Below are 23,923 nucleotides of genomic sequence, written 5' to 3'. Positions count from 1 at the left end.
GCGTCAGCGCGCCGCGGTGTCGGCGCCGGGGGCCGGCGTATCCCACCCCTGCTGGGGCTGGTCGCAGTTCTCGCGGAACACGTACTGCGACGCGAGCTTGCGCTGGTGGCTCGACCAGTCGATGGCGGGGCGGCGCTGCTCGGGCGGCAGGTAGCCGAGGCGATACACGGCCATGAGCTCGAGGTCGTCGGGCACATGGAGCAGGTCGATGATCTCCTCCCACCGCCCGGGGACCTCCATCGGGAACGAGATGAACTGGATGCCCATGCCGAGCTCGACCGTCGTCAGCCAGACGTTCTCCATCGCCGCGCCCATGCTGAACACCGAGTAGAACGATGAGAGCTGGCCCGGTCGGTACTCGCTGCGATCGAGCATCACGCCGAGCAGGAGCGGAGAGCCGCCGACCAGCTTGTGGTTCTCCTCGCCCAGCGTCTTGGGCACGCCGAACGTGTTCATCAGCTTCTGACCGCGCTTCGTGAACACCTGGCTCGTGAACGGGCGGAGGGCCGCGGGGAGCTTGTCGAACAGCATCCCGCTGCGCTTCTCCTCCATCTCGGCCTGGCTGAAGCGGAAGTACGGCTTGTAGCGCTCGAAGAACGTGCCGTTCGACATCGCCTCGGTCATGCTCTCGCCCGAGATCCGCGCGATCCTGTCGATCGTGTCGCGGTTCTCGATGACCACGAACCGCCAGGGCTGGCTGTTCAGCTGCGAGGGTGCGCGGCCGGCCGCCTCGAGCAGGATGCGCTGATGCTCCTCCGACACCGGGTCGGGCAGAAACGGCCCGTTCGTGGTCTTGCGGCGGCGGATGGCGTCGAGCAGTTCCATGCGTTCACTTCCGGTCGGTGGCGAGGCGCGAACAGATGAGGCCCGCGACGATGAAGGGGGCCGCGGCGAGCGCGACGAGCGGATGCCGTCGGCTGTGCGTGCCCAGGTAGGGGATGGCGGCGAGCGGAGCGGCGGCCGGGGCGAGCGCCAGGGCGGCGCGGCGGCTCGCATGCTTCGGCCGGCCCCAGATGATCGCCGAGAACGCGGCGGCAGCGGTGGCGCAGGTGGCGACGTAGATCGCATGGTGCAGCCAGCGGAAGTTGCTCGTGTCGATGACCTTGGCGGCGACCGCCGACCCGAGGGCGACGTTCGCGGAGTAGGCGACGGCCGCCGCGGCGAAGAGCGGCGCGGCGTCGGTGCGTCTGCGGCGGTGGCCCATGACCCGACCCTACGCCCACCCCCGGCATCCGCTCTCGGCCTTGCCCTGGTGTCTCGATCTGTGCAAAGCGGGGCGTCTCGTTGAGCGAGCGAAGACCCGGTCGTTGAGCGAGCACGGCGAAGCCGAGCGAGACGAAACGCGCCACCGAAACGAGACCGGCCCACTACGTTTCGTCTCCGTCGACTCCGTCGTCGTCGCTCAACGACCGGGATGGGTCACAGGTTGCCGTCCGCGTAGATGCGGAGGGCGTCGCGGACGAACTCCGCTCCCTGCGTGCCGCCGGCCGACGTCGCGTAGTTCGCGCCGAAGCGCGGGTCGGCGACGTACATCTCGCCGAGCCCGATGACGTATCCCTTCACGTCACCACCCGGCACGGCTGCGGGGGTTCCGGGGATGCCGGTGAGCCACTCGACGTGGCGCCGAGCGACATCCTGAGCCTCGGCGGATGCCGGGTCGATCCCGCTCTCTGCGGCGGCGATCCAGTCGCGACCGAGGTCGGAGACACGCTGCTGCCAGTCGGCGCGCTCGGCGTCGGTCATCCCGCGCCACCAGCGGTCGCTGTCGGCGTAGGCCTTGCGACCCCAGCGCTCTTCGACCTCCTCCTTGTACTGGGTGTGGTCGAAACCGTCGAACATGTTCTCTGCCATGAGTTCTTCACCTCCTTTCAGTGCGTCGATGGTGTTCTCGACCGACGCGATCTGTCGCGCCAGCCGGTTCTGCTCCTCGCGCAGCAGCGCGAGGTGTGTCTCGAGAGCGGACTCCTCGCTCTGCCGCGCATTCACCGGGTTCAGCACCTCCGCGATCTGCGGCAGACCGAGTCCGAGTTCACGCAGCAGCAGGATGCGCTGCAGGCGCACGAGCGCGGCCTCGTCGTAGTGGCGATAGCCGTTGTGCGCGATGCGCGAGGGTGGCAGCAGGCCCACGTCGTCGTAGTGACGCAGCGTTCTGCTGGTGGTGCCCGCGAGTCGGGCGATCTCCTGGATCGACCAATCACGACCGGTCATCGAGTCCTCCTTCCGTGGATCCGTTCTTCGATAACTCCACGGTAGAAGTTGACGTTGCGTCAAGGTCAAGCGGCTGCCCAACCGATATTCTTCATCCGCGCGTCACACGAATCGGCTCGTCGCTCGCTACGGTCGTCTCGTGCCCGAATCACACTCCCCTCTGCATCCGCTCGCCCTCGCTCCCGTGATCGCTCCGCCGAGCACTGCGGATGAGTTCGTCGAGCGCTTCCTGCACAACCTCAACTTCGACCGCGGCGTCGCGCTGTCGGCATCCAGCGCGAATGACCGCTATCTCGCCCTCGCCCACACCGTGCGCGATTACCTGATGGCACGCTGGCTCGAAGACGTGCGGCACCAGAAGGAGGTGCAGGCGAAGGGCGTCTGCTACCTCTCGGCCGAGTACCTGCTGGGCCGTCAGCTCGACAACAACCTGCTCGCGGCCGACCTCACCGAGGTCGCCGGCGAAGCCCTGGCGTCGTGCGGCGTCTCGCTCGACGAGCTGCGCGCGCACGAGGTCGAGCCGGGTCTCGGCAACGGCGGACTCGGGCGCCTCGCCGCCTGCTTCATCGACTCGCTCGCCACGATGGCTGTGCCGAGCATCGGCTACGGCATCCGCTACGAGTACGGGATCTTCCGTCAGACGTTCGTCGACGGTCAGCAGGTCGAGCAGCCCGACGCCTGGCTTGCGCTCGGCTCCCCGTGGGAGTTCGCGCGACCCGAAGACGCGCAGACGATCGCGTTCGGCGGCCACACCGAGAAATACGACGACGACGGCGTCACGCGCAGCCGGTGGGTCCCCGCGTGGAACGTGCAGGCCGTGCCCTACAACTACATGGTCCCCGGATTCCGGAACGGCCGCGTCAACACCCTCCGGCTGTGGAGCGCGGTCGCCACGAGCGCCTTCGACCTGCGCATCTTCAACTCGGGCGACTACGAAGAGGCCGTGCGAGCGCAGACGTTCGCCGAGAACATCTCGAAGGTGCTCTACCCCGAAGACTCCACCCCGCAGGGCAAGGAGCTGCGCCTGCAGCAGCAGTACTTCTTCGTCGCGGCATCCATCCACGACTTCCTCGACAACATGCTCGCCGACGGCTTCGACCTCGCGAACCTGCCCGAGCGCGTGATCTTCCAGCTCAACGACACCCACCCGGTGATCGCGGTGCCCGAGTTCATGCGCGTGCTCATCGACGAGAAGCACCTCGAGTGGGATGCCGCGTGGGCGATCACCCAGCAGTGCTTCGCCTACACGTGCCACACTCTGCTTCCCGAGGCGCTCGAGGTCTGGCCGGTCGAACTGCTGGGCCGTCTGCTGCCCCGCCACCTCGAGATCATCTACCGCATCAACGACGAGTTCCTCGTGGCGGTGCGCGAGCGCTTCGGCGACGACGAGATGCTCGTGCGCAACATGTCGATCATCGCCGAGCATCCGGAGCGCTCGGTGCGCATGGCGTACCTCGCGACCGTCGCCGGAGCGAAGGTCAACGGCGTCGCCGAGCTGCACTCGCAGCTGCTTCGCGAGAAGGTGCTCAGCGACTTCGACGCGTTCTTCCCCGACAAGTTCACGAACGTCACGAACGGGGTGACGCCTCGGCGCTTCCTGCGCCTCGCCAACCCGGAACTCTCTTCGCTCGTCACCGCCGCGATCGGCGACGGCTGGACCACCGACCTCGAACGGCTGCATGAGCTCGAGCCGTTCGCCGAGGATGCCGAGTTCCGCACCGCCTTCGCCGCGGTGAAGGCCGCGAACAAACGCCGCCTGAGCGAGGTGCTGCGCGAACGGGACGGCGTCGAGATCAGCGACGGCCACATGCTCGACGTCATGGTCAAGCGTCTGCACGAGTACAAGCGCCAGCTGCTGAAGGTGCTGCACATCGTCACCACCTACGAGGGCGTGATCTCGGGGCGCATCGCCGTGTCTGACGTCGTGCCGCGAACGGCGATCTTCGGCGCGAAGGCCGCGCCCGGATACGCGATGGCGAAGCGCATCATCCACCTGATCAACGCCGTGGGCGAGGTGGTGAACACCGACCCGCGACTCGAGGGTCGACTGAAGGTCGTCTTCCCGCCGAACTACAACGTGACTCTGGCCGAACGCGTGATCCCCGCCGCCGACCTGTCGGAGCAGATCTCGCTCGCCGGCAAGGAGGCGTCTGGCACCGGCAACATGAAGTTCGCGCTGAACGGCGCGCTCACCATCGGCACGGATGACGGGGCCAACGTCGAGATCCGCGGGCTCGTCGGCGACGACAACTTCTATCTCTTCGGCATGAGCGAGCCCGAGGTCGAGGCGCTGAGCACTCGCGGCTATCGGCCGCAGGAGTTCTACCAGGCCGATGACGGCCTGCGTCGGGCGATCGACCTGATCGCCTCCGGCGCCTTCTCTCGCGGCGACCGCTCGGTGTTCGAACCCGTCGTCTCGAACCTGCTCTACGAGGACCGCTTCATGGTGCTCGCCGACTATGCGTCGTACATCGCCGCGCAGGATCGGGTGGATGCCGCATACGTCGACCAGGATTCCTGGACCCGCTCCGCGATCCTCAACGTCGCCCGCACCGGGTTCTTCTCCTCCGACCGCTCGATCCGCGACTACATCGACCGCATCTGGCACACTCCGCCCCTCGTCTGAGGTCGCCGTTTCCGCGGCCCACCAGAACCGTTTGCAGGACCGACGCACGTCTGCAGGACCATCTCCCCCGAACCGTCCTGCCGACGTGCCCGGATCCTGCAGACAGCCATCAGCCGGGTCACCCCACCCGTACCGTTTGCAGGACCGAAGCACGACTGCAGGACCATCTCCCCCGAACCGTCCTGCCGACGTGCCCGGATCCTGCAGACGGCCCGCGACCGAAGACACCCTTGACAAGATCGAGATATATCGTGTTACTCTTGCCGCACACGATATATCGTGTTCCCTCGAACCAGGAGAAGCAGACATGACCGAGAAGTGGCTCATCGCCCCCGGCGAAGAACGCGTCATCGACATCGAGAACGTCACCCGGCTGAAGATCGGTCTGGTCGGCGGTCAGGTCGACGTCATCGCACACGACGAACCCGGCATCCGCATCGAGGTGCACGGTGTCACGACCAAAGACCTCCGCATCGAGGCGAACGACGGCGAGGTCGAGATCGACCACCCGCAGCTCGGCTGGGACAACTTCCTCGAGGTGTTCCGCAACTTCGGCTCCGGCGGCCCCAAAGCCGAGGTCAGCGTCGCCGTGCCCCGCTCGATCGCCCTGAACCTCGGCGTCGTCAGCGCCGGAGCACTCGTCTCGGGCATCCGCAACGACGCCCGCCTCAACACCGTCTCGGGTGACCTCATTGTCGACACCCTCATCGGCGACCTCACGGTCAACTCGGTGTCCGGCGACGTGCAGGTGCGCGGCCTCACCGGCTCGATCAACGCGAACAGCGTCTCAGGAGATGTCGCCGTCACCGGCACCATCCGCCGCGCCACCGTCGACATCGTCTCGGGGTCGACGCTGGTCGACGCCGCCGGCGACGTGAACGCCATCAACGTCAACTCGGTCTCCGGCGGCACCACCGTGCGCCTCGACGAGTCACTCGCCGCGAACTACGTCGTGCGCTCGCTGAGCGGACGACTGCTGATCGACGGCGTCGAGCGTGGCTCCTCCGGGATCAACAACTACACCGGCTCGACCGGTGAGCTGGCCGGGCGTTTCGTCGACCTGCGCGCGAACTCCGTCTCGGGCGGCGTCACGGTCCTTCGCCGCACGCCCAGCTCGATCGAGAACGACCCCGAATGGGAGGAAGCATGAGTCCCGCAGTGTTCTCCCACGGCGATCTCAGGCTCTACCTGCTCTCGCTGCTCGCCGAGGCGCCCCAGCACGGCTACGGCATCATCCAGGCTCTTACCGATCGCACTGGAGGCACCTACACGCCCAGCGCCGGCACCATCTATCCGCGGCTCGCGAAGCTCGAGGAGGAGGGTCTGGTCAGCAAGACCGTCGACGGCCGCACCACGATCTACGCGATCACGGATGCCGGACGCGCCGAGCTCGCGTCCCGCGAGGGCGACCTCGCCGGCATCGAGGCGGGTCTCACCGACTCGGTGCGACTGATCGCCAACGAGGTGCGTCAGAGCGTCAAGGAGGCCATGAAGAGCCTTCGCGCAGACCTGGCCACGGCTGAGAAGGACGACCGCGCCGCATCCAAGTCCCGCCCGCGCACCGCGGGCGACAACGAGCGCATCGTCAGTCGCGAGGAGCTGCACCGAGCGGATGCCGTCATCAACGCCTTCCGCGCACGGGTGCGCACCGACCTCCGCACCCACGTGGCGAAGGGCGGCACGCTGCCGGCATCCGTCGTCACGCAGCTGGAGGACGGGCTGGATGCCGCGGCCCGAGGGATCACGACCGCTCTGGCATCGCTCGGGCGCTGACCTCACCCAACCGCACGTCCGAAGCCCCTCCCGTCACTCGACGAGAGGGGCTTCTGTCGTGCGGTGGGCTGGCGTCTTGCCGGTTGGCTGGGCCGTCCGGGAAGACGCCAGCCGTGCGGCGATCGACCAGCCATCCGAACCGGAAGGGGTCGACCGAGACCTACTCGGTCCAGATCTCGGGCTGAGTGTCGGGAACCGGGTCCTGCAGGGGCACGACGAGCACGGACCGGTGCTGGCGATGCGCGAGGCGGGCGGCGACGGACCCCGTGAAGAACTCGCGGATCGACTCGCCGATGCCACGTTTGCGTGTGCCGACGACGATCAGCTGGGCGTCGAGCTTGGTGGCGAGCTGCTTGATGGCGAGGGCAGGGTCGCCGACGAGCTGGCGGGCCGTCCACGTCAGGCCTGTGCCGTCGAGCGCCGCAGTGGCTTCGGCCTGCACGGCCTCGAACTCGGCTGCTCCGGCGTCGATGTTGATGTCGATGGGCGCCGAGTGCACATAGCCATCGGGATCTTCGTAGGTGACGAATCGGGTGACGTCGACGTGGGCCACCACGAGAGGCACCCGGAAGAGCCGGGCGAACCGCGCTGCTTCTTCGATCACCCGCGTGGGCTGACCCGGCTGCATCCCGACGATCACGGCCTTCTGCAGTGTCGCGTTCTGTGCGGCCTCGTCGGTGGGCGTCGAGGTGTTGTCGGTCATGAGGATCGCTCCCTTCACCAGCTGCCAACGGGCCAGTGCGGTCTGGCCGCGTGCTATTCTGAATGCTACTCTTACCGGCCCTCAGCCGGTGTCGTGAATGACTCGGGCAGATGGTTGCCCGCAGCTTAACTCGTGAGGGGGTCTCAGGCATGGGCCGTGGCCGTCAAAAGGCGAAACACACCAAGATCGCCCGCGAACTGAAGTCGTTCAGTCCGTCGGTGAACTACTCGGCGCTCGAGCGCGAACTCGCGCACCCGAGCGACGCTGAAGACGCATATGTCGACAAGTGGGCCGACGAGTATGCAGACGAAGACGAGGACGAACTCGAAAAGGCCTGACCGCCGATTCGATCGTCGTCGACTCCCCCGTGCGATGCACGGGGGTTTCGTCGTGCCCGGAATGCCGTAACCCGTCGCTGCCGATGCCCTGTCGGTGACGGACGGACCCCTACCAGCCTGAGAGGATCTCCTCATGGCTCGTGTCGTCTCGCTCTTCCGTCACCCGATCAAGGGCTTCACTCCCGAATCCGTCGATTCGCTGACCGTGCAAGCCGACGGCCGGATCGCGGGCGATCGCGTGCTGGCGTTCCGCTTCGCCGATGCGACGGCCCCGGAGCACCACGACGGCCTCGACCACTGGCCGAAGGCGAAGGGCCTCTCGCTGCAGGACTTCCCCGGGCTCGCGGCACTGCGCACCGACTACGACGATGCTCGGCAGCGCGTGCGGATCGAGCACGCCGGAGCAGTGCTCGTCGAGGCGGGACTCGATGACGCCGGCCGTGTGGAGCTCGCGGATGCCGTGACCGAGTTCGTGCTCGCGAGCGCGGAGGGCCGGCGCATCCGACGCCCAGGACGACTGCCGCTCGTGCTGGTGGGCGACGGTGTGACGTCGAGGTTCCAGGACCGCGCTCGCGGATACGTCTCGGTGCACAGTCGCGGCAGCGTCGACGCGCTCAGCGACGCCCTCGGCTTCGGCATCGATGACCGGCGATTCCGCTCGAACGTCGTCGTCGATGACGTCGCCCCGTGGTCCGAGCTCGACTGGACGGGTGAGCTGAGCATCGGTCGGGTGTCGTTCCGCACAGCGGGCCCGATCGTTCGGTGCCTGGCGACACACGCCAATCCCGACACCGGAGCCCGTGACGCGAAGGTGCTCAAGACCCTCACGAACGACCTCGGACAGGATGAGCCGACGCTCGGCAGGCTGCTGCTTCCGCCGCGTGCCGCGGCCGACGGATCCGCCGAGTGGGCCGGCGGCACCATCAGCGTCGGCGACGAGGTGCGGGCCCACTGAGGGCACGCTGAGGTCGCACCGGTGCTGTGACCTCGCCGCGAGTCACCAGCGACCGTGCCGGCGCTCCCAGTCCTCTTCGATCGTGCGACGACGACCCGCGATCCACCCGGCGGGGATCACCGCGATCAGAACGCCGACGAGAAGCCAGAGCGGGATCTGCCAGCTGTCGGTCATGTCGTGCAGCAGACCGATCAGCAGCGGGAACACCGCGGCGACCGCGTATCCGATGCTCTGCACGAACCCGCTGAGCGCCACGGCGCTCTCCGGCGTGCGCGCGCGGATGCTGAGCAGCACGAGAGCGAGCGGGAACAGCCCTGGCGCGAGGCCGAAGAACACGACCCAGATCGGCAGGGCCACCGTCGGGAGGAAGATGAATCCGAGGAGTCCGATGAGGCCGCAGGCGATCGAGATGACGAACACGGGTCGCGTGGCCTGGAACCGGACGATGAGGATGGGCACGAGCAGGGAGCACGGCAGACCCATCAGACCGAACAGTGAGAGCAGCAGCCCCGCATTCGCCGGCGTCACCCCACCCACGTCGATCATGATCGAGGGCAGCCAGGCGAAGGAGACGTAGGCCAGCGTCGACGACGCCGCGAACACCAGCGCGATGGACCATGCCATCGGCAACCGCCACAGCCGACCGAAGACCCGGGGGTTCGCAGGCGTCGTCGCGATCGGGCCGGTCGCCACGGATGCCGCGTCGTACCCGTCGCGCTCGACCTCGGTCGAGGCGGGATCGACGCGCGTCTGCGCGGCGGCGACGGCATCCGCTCGGCTCGTGACCAGCATCGCCACCCACGGCACCAGAGCGATCGCGGCGAACACGCCCCATAGGCCCAGAGAGACCCGCCACCCCGCCGAGTCGGCGAGCGGCACCGCGACCAGCGGCGGCACGAACGTCGACACGGCCATGGTGGTCGAGTACACGGTCATCATCAGACCTAGTCGATCGGGGAAGTACTTCTTGACCAGAGGCGGCAGCAGCACGTTGCCCGAGCCGACACCCGCGAACACCACGGTCGTCGCGGCGAGCAGCGACGTCGAGTCGACGGCGAGGCTGCGCAGCAGCAGCCCGGTCGCGATCAGCGCGATCGCGACCACGGCCACGCGCTCGAGCCCGAACCGGCGCTCGAATAGCGGAGTGAGCAGACCGAAGACGGCGAAGCACACGGGCGGCGCGGCACCGATCAGACCCACGACGACCGACGAGACCGCGAAGTCCTCGGCGACGTGGTCGAGCACCGGTGACAGGGATGCCACTGCCGAGCGCAAGGAGAAGGCGACCAGCACGATGCCGATCAGCGCGAGGGCGCGACCACGCCAGAGCGGCTGCGCACCCGAGGTCACGAGGTCTGCGACCCCTCCACCCACGCGAGGTACTCGTCGGAGACCGAGCCGGTGACGTACCGGCCGTCGAAGCAGCTCATGTCGAGATCGTTCAGCACGGAGCCCTCGGTGATCGCAGCCTTGAGGTCTTCCACCTCCTGGTAGACCAGGTGGTCGCAGCCCAGCTCGGTGGCGATCTCGGGGATCGTCCGTCCGTGGGCGATGAGCTCATGGCGCGACGGCATGTTGATGCCGTAGACGTGCGGGTATCGCACGGGCGGCGCGGCAGACGCGAACGTCACCGAGGTGGCACCGGCATCCCGGGCCATCTGGATGATCTGCTTCGACGTCGTGCCCCGCACGATCGAATCGTCGATCAGCAGCACGTTCTTGCCCTGGAACTCGGTCGACATCGCGTTCAGCTTCTGACGCACGCTCTTCTTGCGCACGGCCTGGCCGGGCATGATGAAGGTGCGGCCGACATAGCGGTTCTTGTAGAAGCCCTCGCGGTATTCGATGCCCAGCTTGCGGGCGACCTCCATGGCCGCGGGGCGAGATGAATCGGGGATCGGCATGACGACGTCGATCTTGTCCATCGGCACGTGCTTGGCGATCGTGTCGGCGAGTTTGTCGCCCATGCGCAGACGCGACTCGTAGACGGAGACGCCGTTCATGACCGAGTCGGGACGAGCGAGGTAGACGTACTCGAACGCGCACGGCGCGAGCACGGGATCCTTGGCGCACTGCCTGCTGTGCAGTTCGCCCTCGTTGGTGATGAAGATCGCCTCGCCGGGCTCGACCTCGCGGACCACCTCGTAGTCGGCGTTCTCGAGCACGAGCGACTCGCTCGCGACGACCCATTCGTCGCGGCCTTCCGCGCCAGGGACGGTCGAGGGGCGACGACCGAGGATGAGGGGGCGGATGCCGAACGGGTCGCGGAACGCGAGCAGACCGTAGCCCGCGATCACGGCGATGACGGCATAGGCGCCCTCGATGCGCTCATGCGTGCGCTCGACGGCCTCGAACACCCGCTCGGCGTCGAGGTCGACCGTCGACGTCGTGTTCTGCAGTTCACCGGCGAGCACGTTGAGCAGCAGCTCGGTGTCGCTCGAGGAGTTGAGGTGACGGCGGTCGCGCTGGGCCATGTCGGCCGTGAGCTCGCGCGTGTTCGTCAGGTTGCCGTTGTGGATGAGGATGATGCCGTACGGCGCGTTCACGTAGAACGGCTGCATCTCCTCTTCGTTCGACGCCGTGCCCTTGGTCGCATAGCGCACGTGACCGAGCCCGACGTTCCCGAGGAGCCCGCGCATGTCGCGGGTGCGGAACGCCTCGCGGACCATGCCCTGCGCCTTGGCGTTGTGCATGACGCCGTTCGCCTCAGCTGTCGCGATTCCCGTCGCATCCTGGCCGCGGTGCTGCAGCAGCAGGAGTGCGTCGTAGATGTCCTGATTGACCGGGGCAGAGCCCACCATTCCGACGATGCCGCACATGGGCTCTTACTTCGCTCCGTCCGCATAGGCGCCGACCAGGCGCACTGCTCCACCGTCGACGCCCTTGGCGCCCTGTTCGAACTCTCCTGCCGGACGCGCGCCGAAGCCCACGGTTCCGACCTGCCACGCGGGCATGCCGTCTGCCGCGAGCGCCGCGATGGCGGCATCCTTCTTGTCGGCCGCGACGATCGCGAGGAATCCGATGCCGAGGTTCCAGGTGCCCTCGGCGGATTCCAGCGTCGACCCTGCGATGTCGCTGAGCACGCGGAAGACCGGGCTCGGCGACCACGTGCTGCGGTCGACCTCGGCCCAGCTGCCCTGCGGGAGCACACGGGCGAGGTTTGCCGCGATGCCGCCGCCGGTGACGTGGCTGAGCGAGTGCACTCCGCCCGCCCCCGTCGCGCCGCCGAGCTGCTCGATCAGACGCAGCAGCGGAAGCGTGTAGAGGCGCGTCGGCTCGAGAAGAGCCTCACCCCAGGTCTTGCCGAAGTCGGCGGCGTTGTCGCCGTAGCCGATTCCGGCGTTCGTGACGATGTGGCGCACGAGCGAGTAGCCGTTGGAATGCAGTCCGCTGGACTCGACGGCGAGCACGACGTCGCCGTCCTGCACGCGGTCGGCCCCCAGGATGCCGTCGGCCTCGACGACTCCGGTCGCGGCGCCTGCCACGTCGTAGTCGCGCGGGCCGAGCAGCCCGGGGTGCTCTGCGGTCTCGCCGCCGATGAGCGCGGTGCCGGTGGCGGTGCACGCCTCGGCGATGCCGCGCACGATGTCGGCGATGCGCTGCGGGAAGACCTTGCCGCAGGCGATGTAGTCGGTCATGAAGAGCGGCTTCGCGCCCACCACGACGATGTCGTCGACCACCATGCCGACGAGGTCCTGGCCGATCGTGTCGTGCTTGTCGATGGCCTGCGCGATGGCGACCTTCGTGCCGACGCCGTCTGTGCTGGTCGCGAGCAGCGGGCGACGGAAGTCGCGCAGCGCGCTCGCGTCGAACAGTCCGGCGAAGCCGCCGACACCGCCGAGCACTTCAGGGCCGTGCGTAGCGCGCACGGAAGACTTCATCAGCTCGACGGCGAGATCGCCTGCAGCGGTATCGACGCCGGCTTCGGAATAGGGATTGGTGGGGGAGGCAGCCACACCTCCAGCCTACCGCCCGCGGGGCCCTCCTCTCCCCGCCCGCGATCTCCTACGATGGGGCCATGGCCGACAAGCCGCAGTGGTTGATCCGCGAGGATGCGAGCGTTCCGGTGCTCGTCGCGCTCGCGCTGCGTCAATCCCTCGGCATCCGGGCCCCCGAAGACCTGCCGAGCCTGCGCGATCTGCCCGTCAGAGCGCCGGATGCCGTCGAGGTGACGCCCGAGCTCGAGAAGCAGTGGCGCGACTTCTGGGACATGACGGTCGAACCTCGGGCGCACCCCTCCGGCGTGCCGCTCGAGCTCGTCGACGGCTTCGACACGCTCGTGGCCCTGCCTGCGACCGGTGCCGAGCAGCTCGCCGACGCGATCGCGCCGCACGCGGAGTCGGCGATGCACTTCGCCCGCGTCGCGCACGACCGCTACGTCGCGTCGATCCGCAGCTCGATGGCGAGCCGGTCGGGCAACGGCAACATCGGCGGCGAGGCGTACCGTGCCTATGCGAGCGCGATCGCCGAGTTCGAGCGCGAGATCGGGCGCCGAGCGCATTCGTTCGAACTCAATGTGCAGGTGCTGCCGTTCTCGCAGCGGGGGATCTGGTGGATCGGCGCTCTCACGGTCGCGGTGACCGACGGGCTGCGCCGCGACGTGGTGTCGTTCGACGCGGCGATCCGGCCGATCATCGCAGAGCTGGCCTGACGCGGCCTGCTGCGCACCGACCGGGTCAGTCGTTCTCGATGATCGTCTCGTGCTCGACCGTGACGACGTGATCGTGGCGGCGGGCGAGCCGCTCGAGGATCAGCGCGACGATGCTCGCGAGGGCGAAGCCGATCGGCACCGTCCACAGCAGAAGGAACCCGAACACCTGCCCTGGCGGGTAGACGACGCCGACCGCGTCGGAGGGTTCGTAACTGCCCATCATCGTCAGGATGCCGGCGGCGATGATGCCGAGCACGACGCCGATGCCCATGAACACGCCGAAGCGCGGCACGCGGCGGACGGTCGCCTCGACCGTCTGGGAGGAATCGTGGGAGGACATGCGTCCATTCTCCCACCGTTGCCTGTGGGTCGCTCCCCCGTCTTCCGAGCGTCTCGACGTCGCTCTGGTGGGGCCCTCGACCTGAGGGTCCTGCGGGCGCTCAGGGTGCTGCGAGTGCTGCGGGGTCAGGGACGCAGCGGCAGGACGTCCGAGAGGTCCGCGCGGGTGCCCGATGCGCTCACCCGGCCCGAGCCCGCGGCATCCGCCCAGTGCTCCGTGCCCGTGGCGACGGCGATCCAGGTCGCCGGGTCCATCTCGACGACGTTCGGCGGGGTTCCGCGCGTATGCCGAGGGCCCTGGATCACCTGCACGGCGCCGAACGGCGGCACTCGCACCTCGACGCTGTTGCCCGGAGCCTTCTCGTCGAGCAGCTGCAGCAGATAGCGCACGGCAGTGGCGAGCGGGGTGCGCTGCGGCTTCTCGCCCGCGGCATCCGCTCTCCTGACCTCATCGAGCGCCGCGCGGCCATCGATGATGTCGATCTTCCTGGAGGGCATGGGAACAGGGTACGCCGAGCGCAGCACTGCCCTGGAGGCTCTTCGCAGGCATAGGCTCGAGGCGATGAGCCAGAATCCCGACACCCTGCACGGCGCGAGAGCCGAGCTGCTCGCCGCGGCGAAGCGCAGTGAGGGCTGGACGAGGCCTGTGCCACCGGTCGACGGCAACGCGCATCCGGCGTCCGTGCTCGTGCTGTTCGGCAAGCTCGACAGCACCCCGGCTCAGACCGACGCCACGACCATGGCCGCAGACCTCGACGTGCTGCTGCAGCGCCGAGCGGCCACGCTGTCGTCGCACCCCGGCCAGGTGTCGTTCCCCGGCGGCCGGGCCGAGGATGCGGATGCGGATGCCGTCGCCACCGCCCTGCGCGAGGCCGAAGAGGAGACCGGTCTCGACCCGTCCGGCGTCGAGATCCTCGCCACTCTTGCGGAGATCCCGCTCGCCGCGAGCAACCACATGGTCACCCCCGTGCTCGGCTGGTGGCGTTCGCCATCGCGCGTCGCGGCCGTGGATCACGCCGAGACGGTCGACGTGTTCCGTGTGCCCGTGGCACAGCTGCTCGACCCGAAGACCCGGTTCACATCGACCATTCACCGCATGGGTCGCACCTGGAAGGGGCCGGCGTTCGACGTCGACGGCACGATCGTGTGGGGTTTCACGGCGATGGTGCTCGATGCGCTGTTCGACGCCGCAGGCTGGACCATGCCGTGGGACCCGTCGGCGGAGCGCCCGGTCGAGCTCTGAGCCGCAACCCGCCGAAACGCGCGCGTCCGCCTCGGTAGTCTGGACGGGTGAAGATTCTCGTCCTCGGTTCCGGTGCCCGTGAGCACGCGATCATCCTCGCCCTGCGAGCAGAGACCGCGGAGCACGAGATCTTCGTCGCCCCCGGCAACGCCGGGATCGCGCAGGACGCGACGCCCGTCACCCTCGACATGCTCGACGGCGCCGCGGTGACCTCCTTCGCCAACGAGCACGCCGTCGACCTCGTGGTGGTCGGCCCGGAGGCCCCGCTGGTCGCCGGTGTCGCCGATGTGCTGCGCGCGCACGGGATTCCCGTGTTCGGCCCCGGCAAGGCTGCGGCGCAGCTCGAGGGATCCAAGTCGTTCGCCAAGCGGATCATGGATGCGGCCGGCGTGCCCACCGGACGAGCAGTGCGAGCCACCACGACCGCTCAGGTCGAGGCCGCGTTCGACGACCTCGGAGCCCCCCATGTGGTGAAGGCCGATGGACTGGCGGCAGGCAAGGGCGTCATCGTGACGTCCGACCGCGCCGAGGCGCTCGCGCACGCCGAGCACTATCTGCCCTCGGGCCCCGTGCTCATCGAGGAGTTCCTCTCGGGCCCCGAGGTCTCGCTGTTCTTCCTGAGCGACGGCGACACCGTGCGGGCGCTCAGCCCCGCGCAGGACTTCAAGCGTGCGCTCGACGGCGACGCAGGTCCCAACACCGGGGGCATGGGCGCATACTCGCCGCTGCCGTGGCTGGCCGACCAGTTCGGCAGCGAGCAGGCCTTCGTCGAAGAGGTCACCCGAGATGTCGCCCTGCCCGTGATCCGTCAGCTCGACGAGGAGGGCACCCCGTTCATCGGCCTGCTCTACGCCGGGCTCATCCTGACTCCCGCCGGTGTGCGCGTGATCGAGTTCAACGCCCGCTTCGGCGACCCCGAGACCCAGATCGTGCTGCCTCGTCTCGTGACGCCGCTGTCGGAGCTGCTGTTCGCCGCGGCATCCGGCACTCTCGAAGACCAGCCCGAGCCGGTCTTCAGCGACGATGTCGCCATCACCGTCGTCCTGGCCAGCGAGGGCTACCCCGAGGCTCCGCAGACCGGTCGCCCGATCGAAGGCCTGGCCGACGCCGCGGCCGTCGAGGGCGTGCGTCTCGTGCACGCTGCGACCGCGAGCCCCGATGCACCCGGCGGCTCGCTGATCGCCACCGGTGGGCGCGTGCTGAACGTCGTCGCTGTGGCATCGGACTTCCGCACCGCGCGCGACCGGGCATACGAGGCCATCGGCCGCATCACTCTCGAGGGTTCGCACTTCCGCACCGACATCGCGGCCCGCGTCGCGGAGTAGCTCGCCCCTTCGTCGTTTTCCTGCCGACTCGCGCAGGTACTCCGCCATTCCGGACGTGGACTCTTGACACCGAGAACTTTCTTCAAGAAAGTGACTGGATGCCGCTCCGCTCCGACTGGTCGACAGCCACGTGTCCGATCGCCCGCTCCGCCGATGTGCTCGCCGACCCGTGGGTGCTTCTGATCCTGCGCGAGCTGTTCTCGGGTCGCACCCGCTTCGATGAGCTGCGCGATGCCACGGGAGCCGCCGACTCCGTGCTCGCCCGGCGCCTCGCCTCGATGACCGAGGCGGGCCTCGTGCGGCGCGACGACGAACGGGGGTATCTCCTGACGGAGGTCGGCCGAGAGACCCTCCCGATCCTCCACGCCTACGCGAGATTCACGCGCGTCACCGATCCCGACGGCCCCTGGGGGCTGACCGTCAGCTGCGGGCGCTGCGGCGAGCTCGCGGGGTCCGCAGACTGGTGCACGACCTGCGCCGCCCCGCTCGACGCAGACACCACCCGGTGGTCGCGTCGCAGCATGGGCGGCGAGCCGTTCGCGCTCTCATCAGGCACCGAAGCATGACCGCCGAATCGGTCGAGGAGCCGACCGACCTTCCGACACCCACGCCACCCCCGATGCCGCAGCGCCGCATCCATCCCGCATGGATCGTCGCACTCGTCGCACTGATCGCACTGATCGGAGCCGCCGGGTTCCGTGCTGCACCAGGGGTGCTGATGCTGCCTCTGCAGGACGAGTTCGGCTGGACCACGGCCGAGCTCTCTCTCGCCGTCACGGTCAACCTGCTGCTGTTCGGCCTCACGGCACCGTTCGCCGCCGCCCTCATGCAGCGCTTCGGCATCCGCGCCGTCACCGTGACCGCTCTGTTCGTGATCGGAGCGGGTGCTGCGCTGAGCGTCTTCGTCGCCACCCCGGCGCAGCTCATCCTGACGTGGGGCGTGCTCATCGGACTCGGCACCGGGTCGATGGCGCTGGTGTTCGCGGCCACGATCACCGACACCTGGTTCGCGACCAGGCGCGGCCTGGTGTCGGGCGTGCTCACGGCCGGAAGCGCCACCGGGCAGCTCATCTTCCTGCCGGTGATCGCCGCAGCGGCCGAGGACATCGGCTGGCGAGGGGCATCGCTGATCATCGCCGGGGGTGCGCTCGCGGTCGTCCCCCTGGTCTGGATCTTCGTGCGCAACCGTCCGAGCGATCTCGGTGTCAACCGCTACGGCGACAGCGGACCCGTCACCGTGACCGCACGACCGAAGGGCAGCGCGTGGGGAGCCGCTCGACTCGCGATCACCACGCTCCGCGACGCCGCGCGCACCAAGACGTTCTGGGCGCTCGCGATCGGATTTGCGATCTGCGGCGCCACGACCAACGGCCTGATCGGCACCCACTTCATCCCCAGCGCGCACGACCACGGGATGCCGACGACGACCGCAGCCGGGCTGCTCGCCGTGGTCGGGATCTTCGACATCGCCGGCACGGTGTTCTCGGGCTGGCTGACCGACCGGGTGAACGCTCGCATCCTGTTGGCCGCGTACTACGCGCTGCGCGGCGTGAGCCTGCTCTTCCTGCCGAGCCTGCTGTCGGCCGAGGTGCAGCCGAGCATCGTCGTGTTCATCGTGATCTACGGCCTCGACTGGGTGGCGACGGTTCCGCCGACCATCGCACTGTGCCGTGAGGTCTTCGGCGATCGGGGTCCCCTCGTGTTCGGCTGGGTGTTCGCCTCGCACCAGATCGGTGCCGGCATCGCCTCGTTCCTCGCGGGCATGGTGCGCGACCACACGGGCCAGTACACCGTCGCCTGGTTCGCCGCCGCCGGCCTCTGCGCCGTCGCCGCGCTGGTGAGCGCCACGATCCGCCGGCATCCGGCCGCGGTCACGTCGCCCTGATCGCCCGACGAGGAAGGCCCCCACCCGGAATCGGGTGGGGGCCTTCGACACCGGAAGACGCTCAGAGGACCTTCGAGAGGAAGTCCTTCAGGCGCTCGTTCTTCGGAGCGCCGAACAGCTCGGCGGGCGGTGCCTCTTCGACGACGACTCCGCCGTCCATGAACACCGTGCGGCCCGAGACCTCGCGGGCGAAGCCCATCTCGTGCGTCACGAGCACCATCGTCATGCCGCCGGAGGCCAGGTCGCGGATCACCTGCAGCACCTCGCCGACCATCTCGGGGTCGAGCGCGCTGGTGGCCTCATCGAAGAGCATGATCTCGGGGTCCATCGCGAGCGCGCGGGCGATCGCCACGCGCTGCTTCTGACCGCCCGAGAGCGATGCCGGCTTGGCATCCGCCTTCTCGGCCAGGCCCACGCGATCGAGCAGAGCGAGCGCCCGCTCCTTCGCCTCGGCCTTCGACAGCTTGCCGAGCTCGACCGGCGCGAGAGTGATGTTCTCGAGCACGGTCATGTGCGGGAACAGGTTGAAGTGCTGGAACACCATGCCGATGCGCTGGCGCACCTCGTCGAGCTTCACGCTCTTGTCGGTCAGGTCGACGCCGTCGACGATGACATGACCCGACGTCGGCTCCTCGAGCTTGTTGAGGCAGCGCAGCAGGGTGGACTTTCCCGACCCCGACGGACCGATGACCGCGATGACCTCGCCGTCTTCGACCGTCAGGTCGATGCCCTTGAGCACGTGGTTGTCGCCGAACGACTTGTGCAGGTCTCTGACCTCGATCTTGCTCATGCGTTGAACTTCCTCTCCAGGCGGTTCGCGAGCAGCGTGAGAAGCGTGATCACGACGAAGTAGATGATGGCGACGATGGTCAGCACCTGGGCCGACAGGTACGTCGAGGCGATGATCTGGCGCGACACGAACGTGAGCTCGGCGAGCCCGATCACGCTGATCAGCGAGGTGTCCTTGAGGGTGATGATGCCCTGGTTCACGAACGACGGGATCATGATGCGGAACGCCTGCGGCAGCACGACCTTCTGCATGGTCTTCCAGTGCCCGAGGCCCAGCGAACGCGACGCCTCGGACTGACCGGGGTCGACGGCCTGGATGCCGCCGCGGATGATCTCGGTCATGTACGCACCGGTGTTCAACGAGAGCGTGATGGCGCCCGCGACGAACGGGTTGAACGTGAGCCCGGGGAACAGCTGCGGGATGGCGAAGAACACGAAGAACGCCTGCACCAGGATCGGGGTGCCGCGGAACACGTAGACGTAGGCGGTGGCCACCCAGCGGAACGGCGCGAAGGCCGACACCCGGCCGAAGCCGAAGATGAGCCCGAGGATGAACGCCGCCACGATCGCGACCAGCGTCGCGAGGATCGTGAGCCACAGCCCCTCCATCAGAGCGGGCCAGTACTTCACCGCCACGGAGAAGATGTCGGTCGCCTGCGTGCTCTCCTCGCCGCCTGCGAGGTAGCTGTCGACGATCTCGTCGTACTCCCCCGAGGCCTTGAGGTTCTCGAGACCCGCGTTGAACATCTCGACGAGCTCGGGGTTCTGGCCCTTGTTGACCGCGAATCCGTATTCGCCGCCGAGCTCCGGCTCGCCGATCAGGCGGAAGCCGGACCCCTGCTGGATGCCGTAGGCGAGCACCGGGAAGTCCTCGAAGTAGCCGACGGCCTGGCCGGCCTTGACGGCATCCACCATGTCGGTCGTGTCCTGGTACGGCGTGATGCGGAAGCCGAATTCGTCCTGGTTCTCCTCGGCGAACGTCTGCCCCTGGGTGCCGGTCTTGACCGCCACCGCTTCGCCGTCGAGGTCGTCGAGCGACTGGATGTCGCTGGACTCGAGCACTCCGAGCTGGATGCCGCTGGTGAAGTACGGCTCGCTGAAGTCGAACGTCTTCTCGCGCTCTTCCGTGATCGACATGCCCGCCATGACGGCGTCGACCTGGTTGGCCTGCAGAGCCTGCACCGCGGCGTCGAACCCGAGCTGGCGGATCTCGACCTCGAAGCCCTGGTCGTCTGCGATCGCGCGCAGCAGATCCATGTCGATGCCGACGAGCTCGCCCTCGGGAGAGGTGAACTCGAACGGCGCGAACGTCGTATCGGTGCCGATGACATAGGTCTCGGAGTCGTCGGCCGCGGTGGCCGCGGACGCGCCGCCGAGCAGCGCACCGGCCGCGATGAACGCCGTGAGCGCCATCGCCCCGACGGTGCGTCCGAACGCGCGCAGGCGCGCGGAAGCAGGAGAGGGATGTGGGATCACGACGGGTGCTCCTCGGATCGGATGGGCGACAGGATGCTGCCACCGGGATGGTCGTCGACCATCCACCCTAACCGGCGACGGCGTGTCGCCGTGATCCGAGGGCGGTCCGCGCGCTCGCCTCTAGAGGGTGATCCAGTATCGGCGGAGCATCGCGTGCCCCCGCGCGGACTGGTCGCTGACGTCCTGCAGCACGCCTCCGGCACCCTCGATCGTGCGATACGAGCCGACGTTGTCGTCGTCGCAGGTGACGAGCACGCGCTCGAGGCCGATCTCGCGAGCACGTTCGAGCCCGAGACGCAGCGCCGCAGAGGCGTAGCCCTGTCGGCGGCGAGAGGCGCGCACCGAGTAGCCGATGTGGCCGCCCGCCTCACGGAGCCATTCGTTCAACTCGTGCCGGAAGGAGAGGAAACCGACGACCTCGCCGTCGTCGACGATCCAGTACAGATCGTTGTGCACGGCGTCGTCGGGCAGGTCGGCCGTGGTGTCGGCGAGCAGCGTCGACTTCTCGATCAGGGCCTCGAGCGTCGCGAGATCCGTGGTGACGGGTGCCTGCAGACCCGAACCGTCGACATGACCGTCGCCGAATTCGGCGACGGCAGCCGCCCAGGAGTCGAACAGGTCGGTGGTGGGCCTCGTGAGCTCGATCGTCATCGCCCGATGACATCACAGGGGGGTTCCGGGCCGCAAACCGGGCATTCCCCACGCGTGTGCGGAAGGCCCGGCTCGCAGGCAGGAGTGGGTCACGCCGCAGGCGCGGGCGCCTCCGTGGGAGCCGACGCGGCAGCATCCGCCCTGTCGTAGCGTCCGAGGAACAGCGAGGCGACGAGGGCGACGACCATCACGCACGCGGGAAGCAGGATCGCCTGCGACATGCCTGCGGCGAACCCCTCGGCGACCTCGGGCGGCAGCGAGCCGCCGCTGATGCCCGACGGGGCATCCGAGAGACCGGGCAGGTTCGCCTCGAGACGAGACTGCATGAACGTGGCGATGGATGCCGAGCCGATCACCGATCCGATGGTCCGGGTCGTGTTGTAGATGCCCGCGCCTGCGCCCGCCTGGCGCGGCGGCAGCTTGCGGGTCGCGGTGGTCGCGAGCGGCCCCCACATGCCCGCGTTGCCGATGCCCATGAGCGCCGACGGCAGCAGGAACATCCAGATCTCGGTGCCCATGTTGATCAGCGTCGAGTACCAGACGAGGGCGACGACGACGCAGAGGAGACCCGGGATCAGGATGATGCGCGGGTCGACGCGGTCGAGCAGCTTGCCCGCGAACGGGGCGAGCACGCCCGAGAGCACGGCCATCGGGATGAGCAGCAGAGCGGCCTCGGTCGGGGTGAGGCCGCGAGCGGTCTGCAGGAAGAACATCATCGGCAGCGACATGCTCGTCACCGTGAACCCGACCGCGGCGATGGCGACGTTCGCGCCCGAGAAGTTGCGGTCGCGGAAGAGGGCGAGCGGCACGAGGGCCTCACTGCGCGTGCGCGCCTGCTGCACGATGAACAGCCCGAGCACGATGAGGCCGGTGATGATCAGGCTCCACACCGAGATCGGGCCCCAGATCACACCCCAGTCGAACTTCTCGCCTTCCTGAAGACCGAAGACGATGAGGAACAGCGCGACCGCGCTCAGGATGACACCGAGGACGTCGAAGCGGTGCGGACTCGTCTGCAGCTTGGGCACGAGCCGCCAGGCGAGCACGAAGGCGACGATGCCGACGGGGATGTTCACGAAGAAGATCCATTCCCAGCCGAAGCCGTCGACGAGCAGTCCGCCGACGAGGGGTCCGACGAGCGTGGCGACACCGGCGGTCGCACCCCACAGGCCCATGGCCGCACCGCGGCGCTCGGGCGGGAACGTGCGGGTGATCACTGCCATGGTCTGCGGCGTCATGAAGGCGGCGCCGAGCCCCTGCACGGCGCGCGCCGCGATGAGCATCTCGAGCGAGCCCGAGAGTCCGCACCAGAGCGATGCGAGCGTGAAGATCGCGAGGCCGATGAGGTAGATGTTCTTGGGACCGAAACGGTCGCCGAGGCGTCCGGTGATCAGCAGCGGCACGGCGTATGCGAGCAGGTAGGCGCTGGTGACCCACACCACGTTGTCGAGGTTGTTCGTGGTGGGGTCGAGGGCGGCCTTGATCGCCGGGTTCGCCACCGAGACGATCGTCGTGTCGACGAGGATCATGAAGAAGCCGATGACCAGCGCCCACAGGGCGGGCCACGGGCTGGCGGGACGGTGGCCCGCCGCGAAGGTGCCGGTCGAGGGACCGGATGACGAGGATGCCACGGGCGTGCGTCCCGTCGAGGGAGAGTCGGTCATTGCTGTGCAGCCTTTCGCTGAGCGAGGTAGCGGTCGGTGTTCTCGAAAGCCGTGGGCCCCCAGGGGAACGCCTCGGCCTCGAGACGATCGAGGAGCGAGTCGAGCCAGCGCAGCTCGGCGTCGAGCAGCACCTCCTGACGCTCGAACTCGACGAGCACCTGCTCGGGGGCGCCCTTGCGGCGGGCGCCGGTCAGTCCGTCGCGGTGCAGAGCATGCCCTTCCGCGAGTGCGACGCGACGGATGCGGAGGCAGTCGACGACGTCGGGGCGCTCGAGGTTGTGCGCTTCCGCGAGTGCGATCCGGAACTCGGCGGGGCGGTCGATGATCGACAGCTCACGGCGGAGCCAGCCGATGAGCGCGTCACGACCGGCATCCGTGAGCGTGTAGGTGGTGCGCTCGGGGCGATTGCCCTCTCGATCGGTGCCCACCTCGTCGATGAGGCCGCCACGCTGCAGACGACCGACCGTGTGATAGAGCGTCCCGTTGGTGACGGCGAGCAGACGCTCGTCGCGGCGAGCGCGCATCAGACGCACCATCTCATAGGGGTGCATGTCGCCCTCGCGCAGCAGCGCGAGCACCATCACCCCCATCGGGGTCAACCGCTCCACAGGTTCCTTCGACACGTGTTCCACCTCAAATAGTCCACGTGGACTATACGCTCCTTCAGGCCGGTCGACAAGACGGATGCCGCCTGCGGCCGATCTACGCCATGGCGGCCGCAAGCTGTTCCGGCGTGAGCGGCCGATCCGCGTACACGAGTCGAACCACCCCGGGGTCGGGGTTGCCCGCGTCGGGCGCACGATGCACGAGGTCGAGTCCCAGCTTCCCGGCGACGCGAGCAGAGGCATGGTTGTGCTCGACGAGGTAGGCGATCACGGGCCGATCCGGCGCGATCACCCTCGCTCTCTCGACTCCGGCCTGCGCCAGCTCGGTCGCCAGCCCCTGACCGTGATGGTCCCCGGCGATGCGATAGCCGATGTTCCACACTGCTCCGCCCAGCAGGGTGCACCCGCCGTTGCCGACGACCTCTCCGGTGTCGCGCAGACGGGCGACCCACGATCCGAGACCGGCCTCCGACCAGCTGCGCTCCCACCGCTCCATCATCCGGATCGTCGTCTCGGGGTCGGTGTGACGCAGGCTCGGATAGTGCGTCCACACCCGCGGATCGCTCTGGATCGCGAAGACCTCGTCGAGGTCGGCGGCGACGGGGCGCGACAGGCGCAGGCGTGGGGTCAAGGTGTCGTCGGTCACGAGTCCAGGCTAGGCACCCCCGCAGACACCGGGCGCCGCCCTCCGG

Annotated in this window: 25 protein-coding genes; 10 read left to right on the top strand and 15 right to left on the bottom strand. The window is 68.4% G+C overall.

Translation table 11 applies throughout. From position 1 onward, the window contains the following. Positions 1-3: 3 nt before the first annotated feature. From MRBLMI13_RS10585 to MRBLMI13_RS10575, 3 genes are all read right to left on the bottom strand, one after another. The gene (locus tag MRBLMI13_RS10585; protein WP_367822373.1) at positions 4-825 is read right to left on the bottom strand and encodes a nitroreductase family protein; all 822 of its coding nucleotides are present in this window, start codon (positions 823-825) and stop codon (positions 4-6) included. Positions 826-829: 4 nt separating this feature from the next. Then, on the bottom strand, positions 830-1,204 hold the full coding sequence (locus MRBLMI13_RS10580; protein ID WP_367822371.1) for a hypothetical protein: 375 nt from the start codon (positions 1,202-1,204) through the stop codon (positions 830-832). Positions 1,205-1,419: 215 nt separating this feature from the next. Continuing rightward, a complete protein-coding gene (locus MRBLMI13_RS10575) occupies positions 1,420-2,208 on the bottom strand; it encodes a MerR family transcriptional regulator (RefSeq protein ID WP_367822369.1) in 789 nt (262 codons plus the stop codon). A 139-nt stretch (positions 2,209-2,347) separates the two neighbouring features. On the opposite strand from MRBLMI13_RS10575, the gene MRBLMI13_RS10570 reads away from it, so the two are divergent. The 3 genes from MRBLMI13_RS10570 (at position 2,348) to MRBLMI13_RS10560 (ending at position 6,607) form a co-directional block, all read left to right on the top strand. Further along, complete coding sequence (locus MRBLMI13_RS10570) at positions 2,348-4,834, top strand: glycogen/starch/alpha-glucan phosphorylase (protein ID WP_414685956.1); 2,487 nt, start codon at positions 2,348-2,350, stop codon at positions 4,832-4,834. Between the two features lie 307 nt (positions 4,835-5,141). Continuing rightward, positions 5,142-5,984 carry a DUF4097 family beta strand repeat-containing protein gene (locus MRBLMI13_RS10565; protein ID WP_042537987.1) on the top strand — a complete coding sequence of 281 codons (843 nt, stop codon included), beginning with the start codon at positions 5,142-5,144 and terminating at the stop codon, positions 5,982-5,984. Beyond that, positions 5,981-6,607 carry a PadR family transcriptional regulator gene (locus MRBLMI13_RS10560; protein WP_367822367.1) on the top strand — a complete coding sequence of 209 codons (627 nt, stop codon included), beginning with the start codon at positions 5,981-5,983 and terminating at the stop codon, positions 6,605-6,607. Before MRBLMI13_RS10565 ends, MRBLMI13_RS10560 begins: the two co-directional genes overlap by 4 nt. A 160-nt stretch (positions 6,608-6,767) precedes the next feature. On the opposite strand, the gene MRBLMI13_RS10555 is transcribed toward MRBLMI13_RS10560, so the two are convergent. Further along, complete coding sequence (locus tag MRBLMI13_RS10555; RefSeq protein WP_367822365.1) at positions 6,768-7,310, bottom strand: universal stress protein; 543 nt, start codon at positions 7,308-7,310, stop codon at positions 6,768-6,770. A gap of 149 nt (positions 7,311-7,459) precedes the next feature. Between MRBLMI13_RS10555 and MRBLMI13_RS10550 the strand changes: the two genes are divergently transcribed. Both MRBLMI13_RS10550 and MRBLMI13_RS10545 read left to right on the top strand, forming a co-directional pair. Next, positions 7,460-7,648 carry a DUF3073 domain-containing protein gene (locus MRBLMI13_RS10550; protein WP_042537993.1) on the top strand — a complete coding sequence of 63 codons (189 nt, stop codon included), beginning with the start codon at positions 7,460-7,462 and terminating at the stop codon, positions 7,646-7,648. 133 nt (positions 7,649-7,781) lie between these two features. Beyond that, entirely contained in the window at positions 7,782-8,603 is an 822-nt protein-coding gene (locus MRBLMI13_RS10545) for an MOSC domain-containing protein (protein WP_309693467.1), read from the top strand. A 42-nt stretch (positions 8,604-8,645) separates the two neighbouring features. Here the strand turns inward: MRBLMI13_RS10545 and MRBLMI13_RS10540 are convergent, their stop codons facing one another. Genes MRBLMI13_RS10540 through purM form a run of 3 tightly spaced genes read right to left on the bottom strand, consistent with a single transcriptional unit; the run spans position 8,646 to position 12,559 of the window. After that, on the bottom strand, positions 8,646-9,977 hold the full coding sequence (locus MRBLMI13_RS10540; protein WP_228385640.1) for an MFS transporter: 1,332 nt from the start codon (positions 9,975-9,977) through the stop codon (positions 8,646-8,648). Continuing rightward, positions 9,950-11,422: an amidophosphoribosyltransferase gene (purF, locus tag MRBLMI13_RS10535; protein WP_367822362.1), complete on the bottom strand. Its 1,473-nt coding sequence runs from the start codon at positions 11,420-11,422 to the stop codon at positions 9,950-9,952. The genes MRBLMI13_RS10540 and purF overlap by 28 nt, the downstream gene beginning before the upstream one ends. Positions 11,423-11,428: 6 nt before the next feature. Then, entirely contained in the window at positions 11,429-12,559 is a 1,131-nt protein-coding gene (gene purM, locus MRBLMI13_RS10530; protein WP_042538000.1) for a phosphoribosylformylglycinamidine cyclo-ligase, read from the bottom strand. Between the two features lie 62 nt (positions 12,560-12,621). On the opposite strand from purM, the gene MRBLMI13_RS10525 reads away from it, so the two are divergent. Continuing rightward, on the top strand, positions 12,622-13,254 hold the full coding sequence (locus MRBLMI13_RS10525; RefSeq protein ID WP_042538002.1) for a hypothetical protein: 633 nt from the start codon (positions 12,622-12,624) through the stop codon (positions 13,252-13,254). A 25-nt stretch (positions 13,255-13,279) separates the two neighbouring features. Here the strand turns inward: MRBLMI13_RS10525 and MRBLMI13_RS10520 are convergent, their stop codons facing one another. Together MRBLMI13_RS10520 and MRBLMI13_RS10515 are read right to left on the bottom strand one after the other, a co-directional pair. After that, positions 13,280-13,594 carry a hypothetical protein gene (locus MRBLMI13_RS10520; protein WP_042538004.1) on the bottom strand — a complete coding sequence of 105 codons (315 nt, stop codon included), beginning with the start codon at positions 13,592-13,594 and terminating at the stop codon, positions 13,280-13,282. A gap of 125 nt (positions 13,595-13,719) precedes the next feature. Continuing rightward, positions 13,720-14,091: a sterol carrier family protein gene (locus tag MRBLMI13_RS10515; protein ID WP_042538320.1), complete on the bottom strand. Its 372-nt coding sequence runs from the start codon at positions 14,089-14,091 to the stop codon at positions 13,720-13,722. Between the two features lie 64 nt (positions 14,092-14,155). Here MRBLMI13_RS10515 and MRBLMI13_RS10510 point away from each other — a divergent pair, with 64 nt between their 5' ends. From MRBLMI13_RS10510 to MRBLMI13_RS10495, 4 genes are all read left to right on the top strand, one after another. Next, entirely contained in the window at positions 14,156-14,836 is a 681-nt protein-coding gene (locus MRBLMI13_RS10510) for an NUDIX hydrolase (protein ID WP_367822358.1), read from the top strand. Positions 14,837-14,883: 47 nt separating this feature from the next. After that, the gene (gene purD / locus MRBLMI13_RS10505) at positions 14,884-16,161 is read left to right on the top strand and encodes a phosphoribosylamine--glycine ligase (RefSeq protein ID WP_079112149.1); all 1,278 of its coding nucleotides are present in this window, start codon (positions 14,884-14,886) and stop codon (positions 16,159-16,161) included. 98 nt (positions 16,162-16,259) lie between these two features. Then, positions 16,260-16,727, top strand: coding sequence for a winged helix-turn-helix transcriptional regulator (locus MRBLMI13_RS10500; protein WP_367822356.1), 468 nt, complete (start codon positions 16,260-16,262; stop codon positions 16,725-16,727). Beyond that, positions 16,724-18,046, top strand: a complete 1,323-nt coding sequence (locus MRBLMI13_RS10495; protein ID WP_414685955.1) for an MFS transporter — start codon at positions 16,724-16,726, stop codon at positions 18,044-18,046. The genes MRBLMI13_RS10500 and MRBLMI13_RS10495 overlap by 4 nt, the downstream gene beginning before the upstream one ends. A 61-nt stretch (positions 18,047-18,107) precedes the next feature. Here MRBLMI13_RS10495 and MRBLMI13_RS10490 read toward each other — a convergent pair whose 3' ends face one another. The 6 genes from MRBLMI13_RS10490 to MRBLMI13_RS10465 all read right to left on the bottom strand — a co-directional run bounded on the left by MRBLMI13_RS10490 (position 18,108) and on the right by MRBLMI13_RS10465 (position 23,877). Continuing rightward, positions 18,108-18,836, bottom strand: coding sequence for an amino acid ABC transporter ATP-binding protein (locus MRBLMI13_RS10490; protein WP_042538015.1), 729 nt, complete (start codon positions 18,834-18,836; stop codon positions 18,108-18,110). After that, the gene (locus MRBLMI13_RS10485; RefSeq protein ID WP_056375462.1) at positions 18,833-20,311 is read right to left on the bottom strand and encodes an amino acid ABC transporter substrate-binding protein/permease; all 1,479 of its coding nucleotides are present in this window, start codon (positions 20,309-20,311) and stop codon (positions 18,833-18,835) included. Before MRBLMI13_RS10485 ends, MRBLMI13_RS10490 begins: the two co-directional genes overlap by 4 nt. 120 nt (positions 20,312-20,431) lie before the next feature. Further along, positions 20,432-20,962, bottom strand: coding sequence for a GNAT family N-acetyltransferase (locus tag MRBLMI13_RS10480; protein WP_367822353.1), 531 nt, complete (start codon positions 20,960-20,962; stop codon positions 20,432-20,434). An 89-nt stretch (positions 20,963-21,051) separates the two neighbouring features. Continuing rightward, positions 21,052-22,626, bottom strand: a complete 1,575-nt coding sequence (locus MRBLMI13_RS10475) for a DHA2 family efflux MFS transporter permease subunit (RefSeq protein WP_367822351.1) — start codon at positions 22,624-22,626, stop codon at positions 21,052-21,054. Further along, entirely contained in the window at positions 22,623-23,249 is a 627-nt protein-coding gene (locus tag MRBLMI13_RS10470) for a PadR family transcriptional regulator (RefSeq protein ID WP_200933716.1), read from the bottom strand. Before MRBLMI13_RS10470 ends, MRBLMI13_RS10475 begins: the two co-directional genes overlap by 4 nt. Positions 23,250-23,328: 79 nt before the next feature. Next, on the bottom strand, positions 23,329-23,877 hold the full coding sequence (locus MRBLMI13_RS10465) for a GNAT family N-acetyltransferase (protein WP_367822349.1): 549 nt from the start codon (positions 23,875-23,877) through the stop codon (positions 23,329-23,331). Between the last annotated feature and the right edge of the window lie 46 nt (positions 23,878-23,923).

This window comes from Microbacterium sp. LMI13-1-1.1 (genome assembly GCF_040815625.1).
Classification (GTDB): domain Bacteria; phylum Actinomycetota; class Actinomycetes; order Actinomycetales; family Microbacteriaceae; genus Microbacterium; species Microbacterium forte.
The sequence above is the reverse complement of the archived record's forward strand: the minus strand, read 5'-3'. Positions and strand labels throughout refer to the sequence as shown.

Excerpts from the sequence above, each read along its gene's own strand:
- MRBLMI13_RS10585 (WP_367822373.1), bottom strand. The coding sequence starts at position 825 with ATGGAACTGCTCGACGCCATCCGCCGCCGCAAGACCACGAACGGGCCG.
- MRBLMI13_RS10580 (WP_367822371.1), bottom strand. The coding sequence starts at position 1,204 with ATGGGCCACCGCCGCAGACGCACCGACGCCGCGCCGCTCTTCGCCGCG.
- MRBLMI13_RS10575 (WP_367822369.1), bottom strand. The coding sequence starts at position 2,208 with ATGACCGGTCGTGATTGGTCGATCCAGGAGATCGCCCGACTCGCGGGC.
- MRBLMI13_RS10565 (WP_042537987.1), top strand. The coding sequence starts at position 5,142 with ATGACCGAGAAGTGGCTCATCGCCCCCGGCGAAGAACGCGTCATCGAC.
- MRBLMI13_RS10560 (WP_367822367.1), top strand. The coding sequence starts at position 5,981 with ATGAGTCCCGCAGTGTTCTCCCACGGCGATCTCAGGCTCTACCTGCTC.
- MRBLMI13_RS10555 (WP_367822365.1), bottom strand. The coding sequence starts at position 7,310 with ATGACCGACAACACCTCGACGCCCACCGACGAGGCCGCACAGAACGCG.
- MRBLMI13_RS10550 (WP_042537993.1), top strand. The coding sequence starts at position 7,460 with ATGGGCCGTGGCCGTCAAAAGGCGAAACACACCAAGATCGCCCGCGAA.
- MRBLMI13_RS10545 (WP_309693467.1), top strand. The coding sequence starts at position 7,782 with ATGGCTCGTGTCGTCTCGCTCTTCCGTCACCCGATCAAGGGCTTCACT.
- purF (WP_367822362.1), bottom strand. The coding sequence starts at position 11,422 with ATGTGCGGCATCGTCGGAATGGTGGGCTCTGCCCCGGTCAATCAGGAC.
- MRBLMI13_RS10525 (WP_042538002.1), top strand. The coding sequence starts at position 12,622 with ATGGCCGACAAGCCGCAGTGGTTGATCCGCGAGGATGCGAGCGTTCCG.
- MRBLMI13_RS10520 (WP_042538004.1), bottom strand. The coding sequence starts at position 13,594 with ATGTCCTCCCACGATTCCTCCCAGACGGTCGAGGCGACCGTCCGCCGC.
- MRBLMI13_RS10515 (WP_042538320.1), bottom strand. The coding sequence starts at position 14,091 with ATGCCCTCCAGGAAGATCGACATCATCGATGGCCGCGCGGCGCTCGAT.
- MRBLMI13_RS10510 (WP_367822358.1), top strand. The coding sequence starts at position 14,156 with ATGAGCCAGAATCCCGACACCCTGCACGGCGCGAGAGCCGAGCTGCTC.
- MRBLMI13_RS10500 (WP_367822356.1), top strand. The coding sequence starts at position 16,260 with ATGCCGCTCCGCTCCGACTGGTCGACAGCCACGTGTCCGATCGCCCGC.
- MRBLMI13_RS10495 (WP_414685955.1), top strand. The coding sequence starts at position 16,724 with ATGACCGCCGAATCGGTCGAGGAGCCGACCGACCTTCCGACACCCACG.
- MRBLMI13_RS10490 (WP_042538015.1), bottom strand. The coding sequence starts at position 18,836 with ATGAGCAAGATCGAGGTCAGAGACCTGCACAAGTCGTTCGGCGACAAC.
- MRBLMI13_RS10480 (WP_367822353.1), bottom strand. The coding sequence starts at position 20,962 with ATGACGATCGAGCTCACGAGGCCCACCACCGACCTGTTCGACTCCTGG.
- MRBLMI13_RS10475 (WP_367822351.1), bottom strand. The coding sequence starts at position 22,626 with ATGACCGACTCTCCCTCGACGGGACGCACGCCCGTGGCATCCTCGTCA.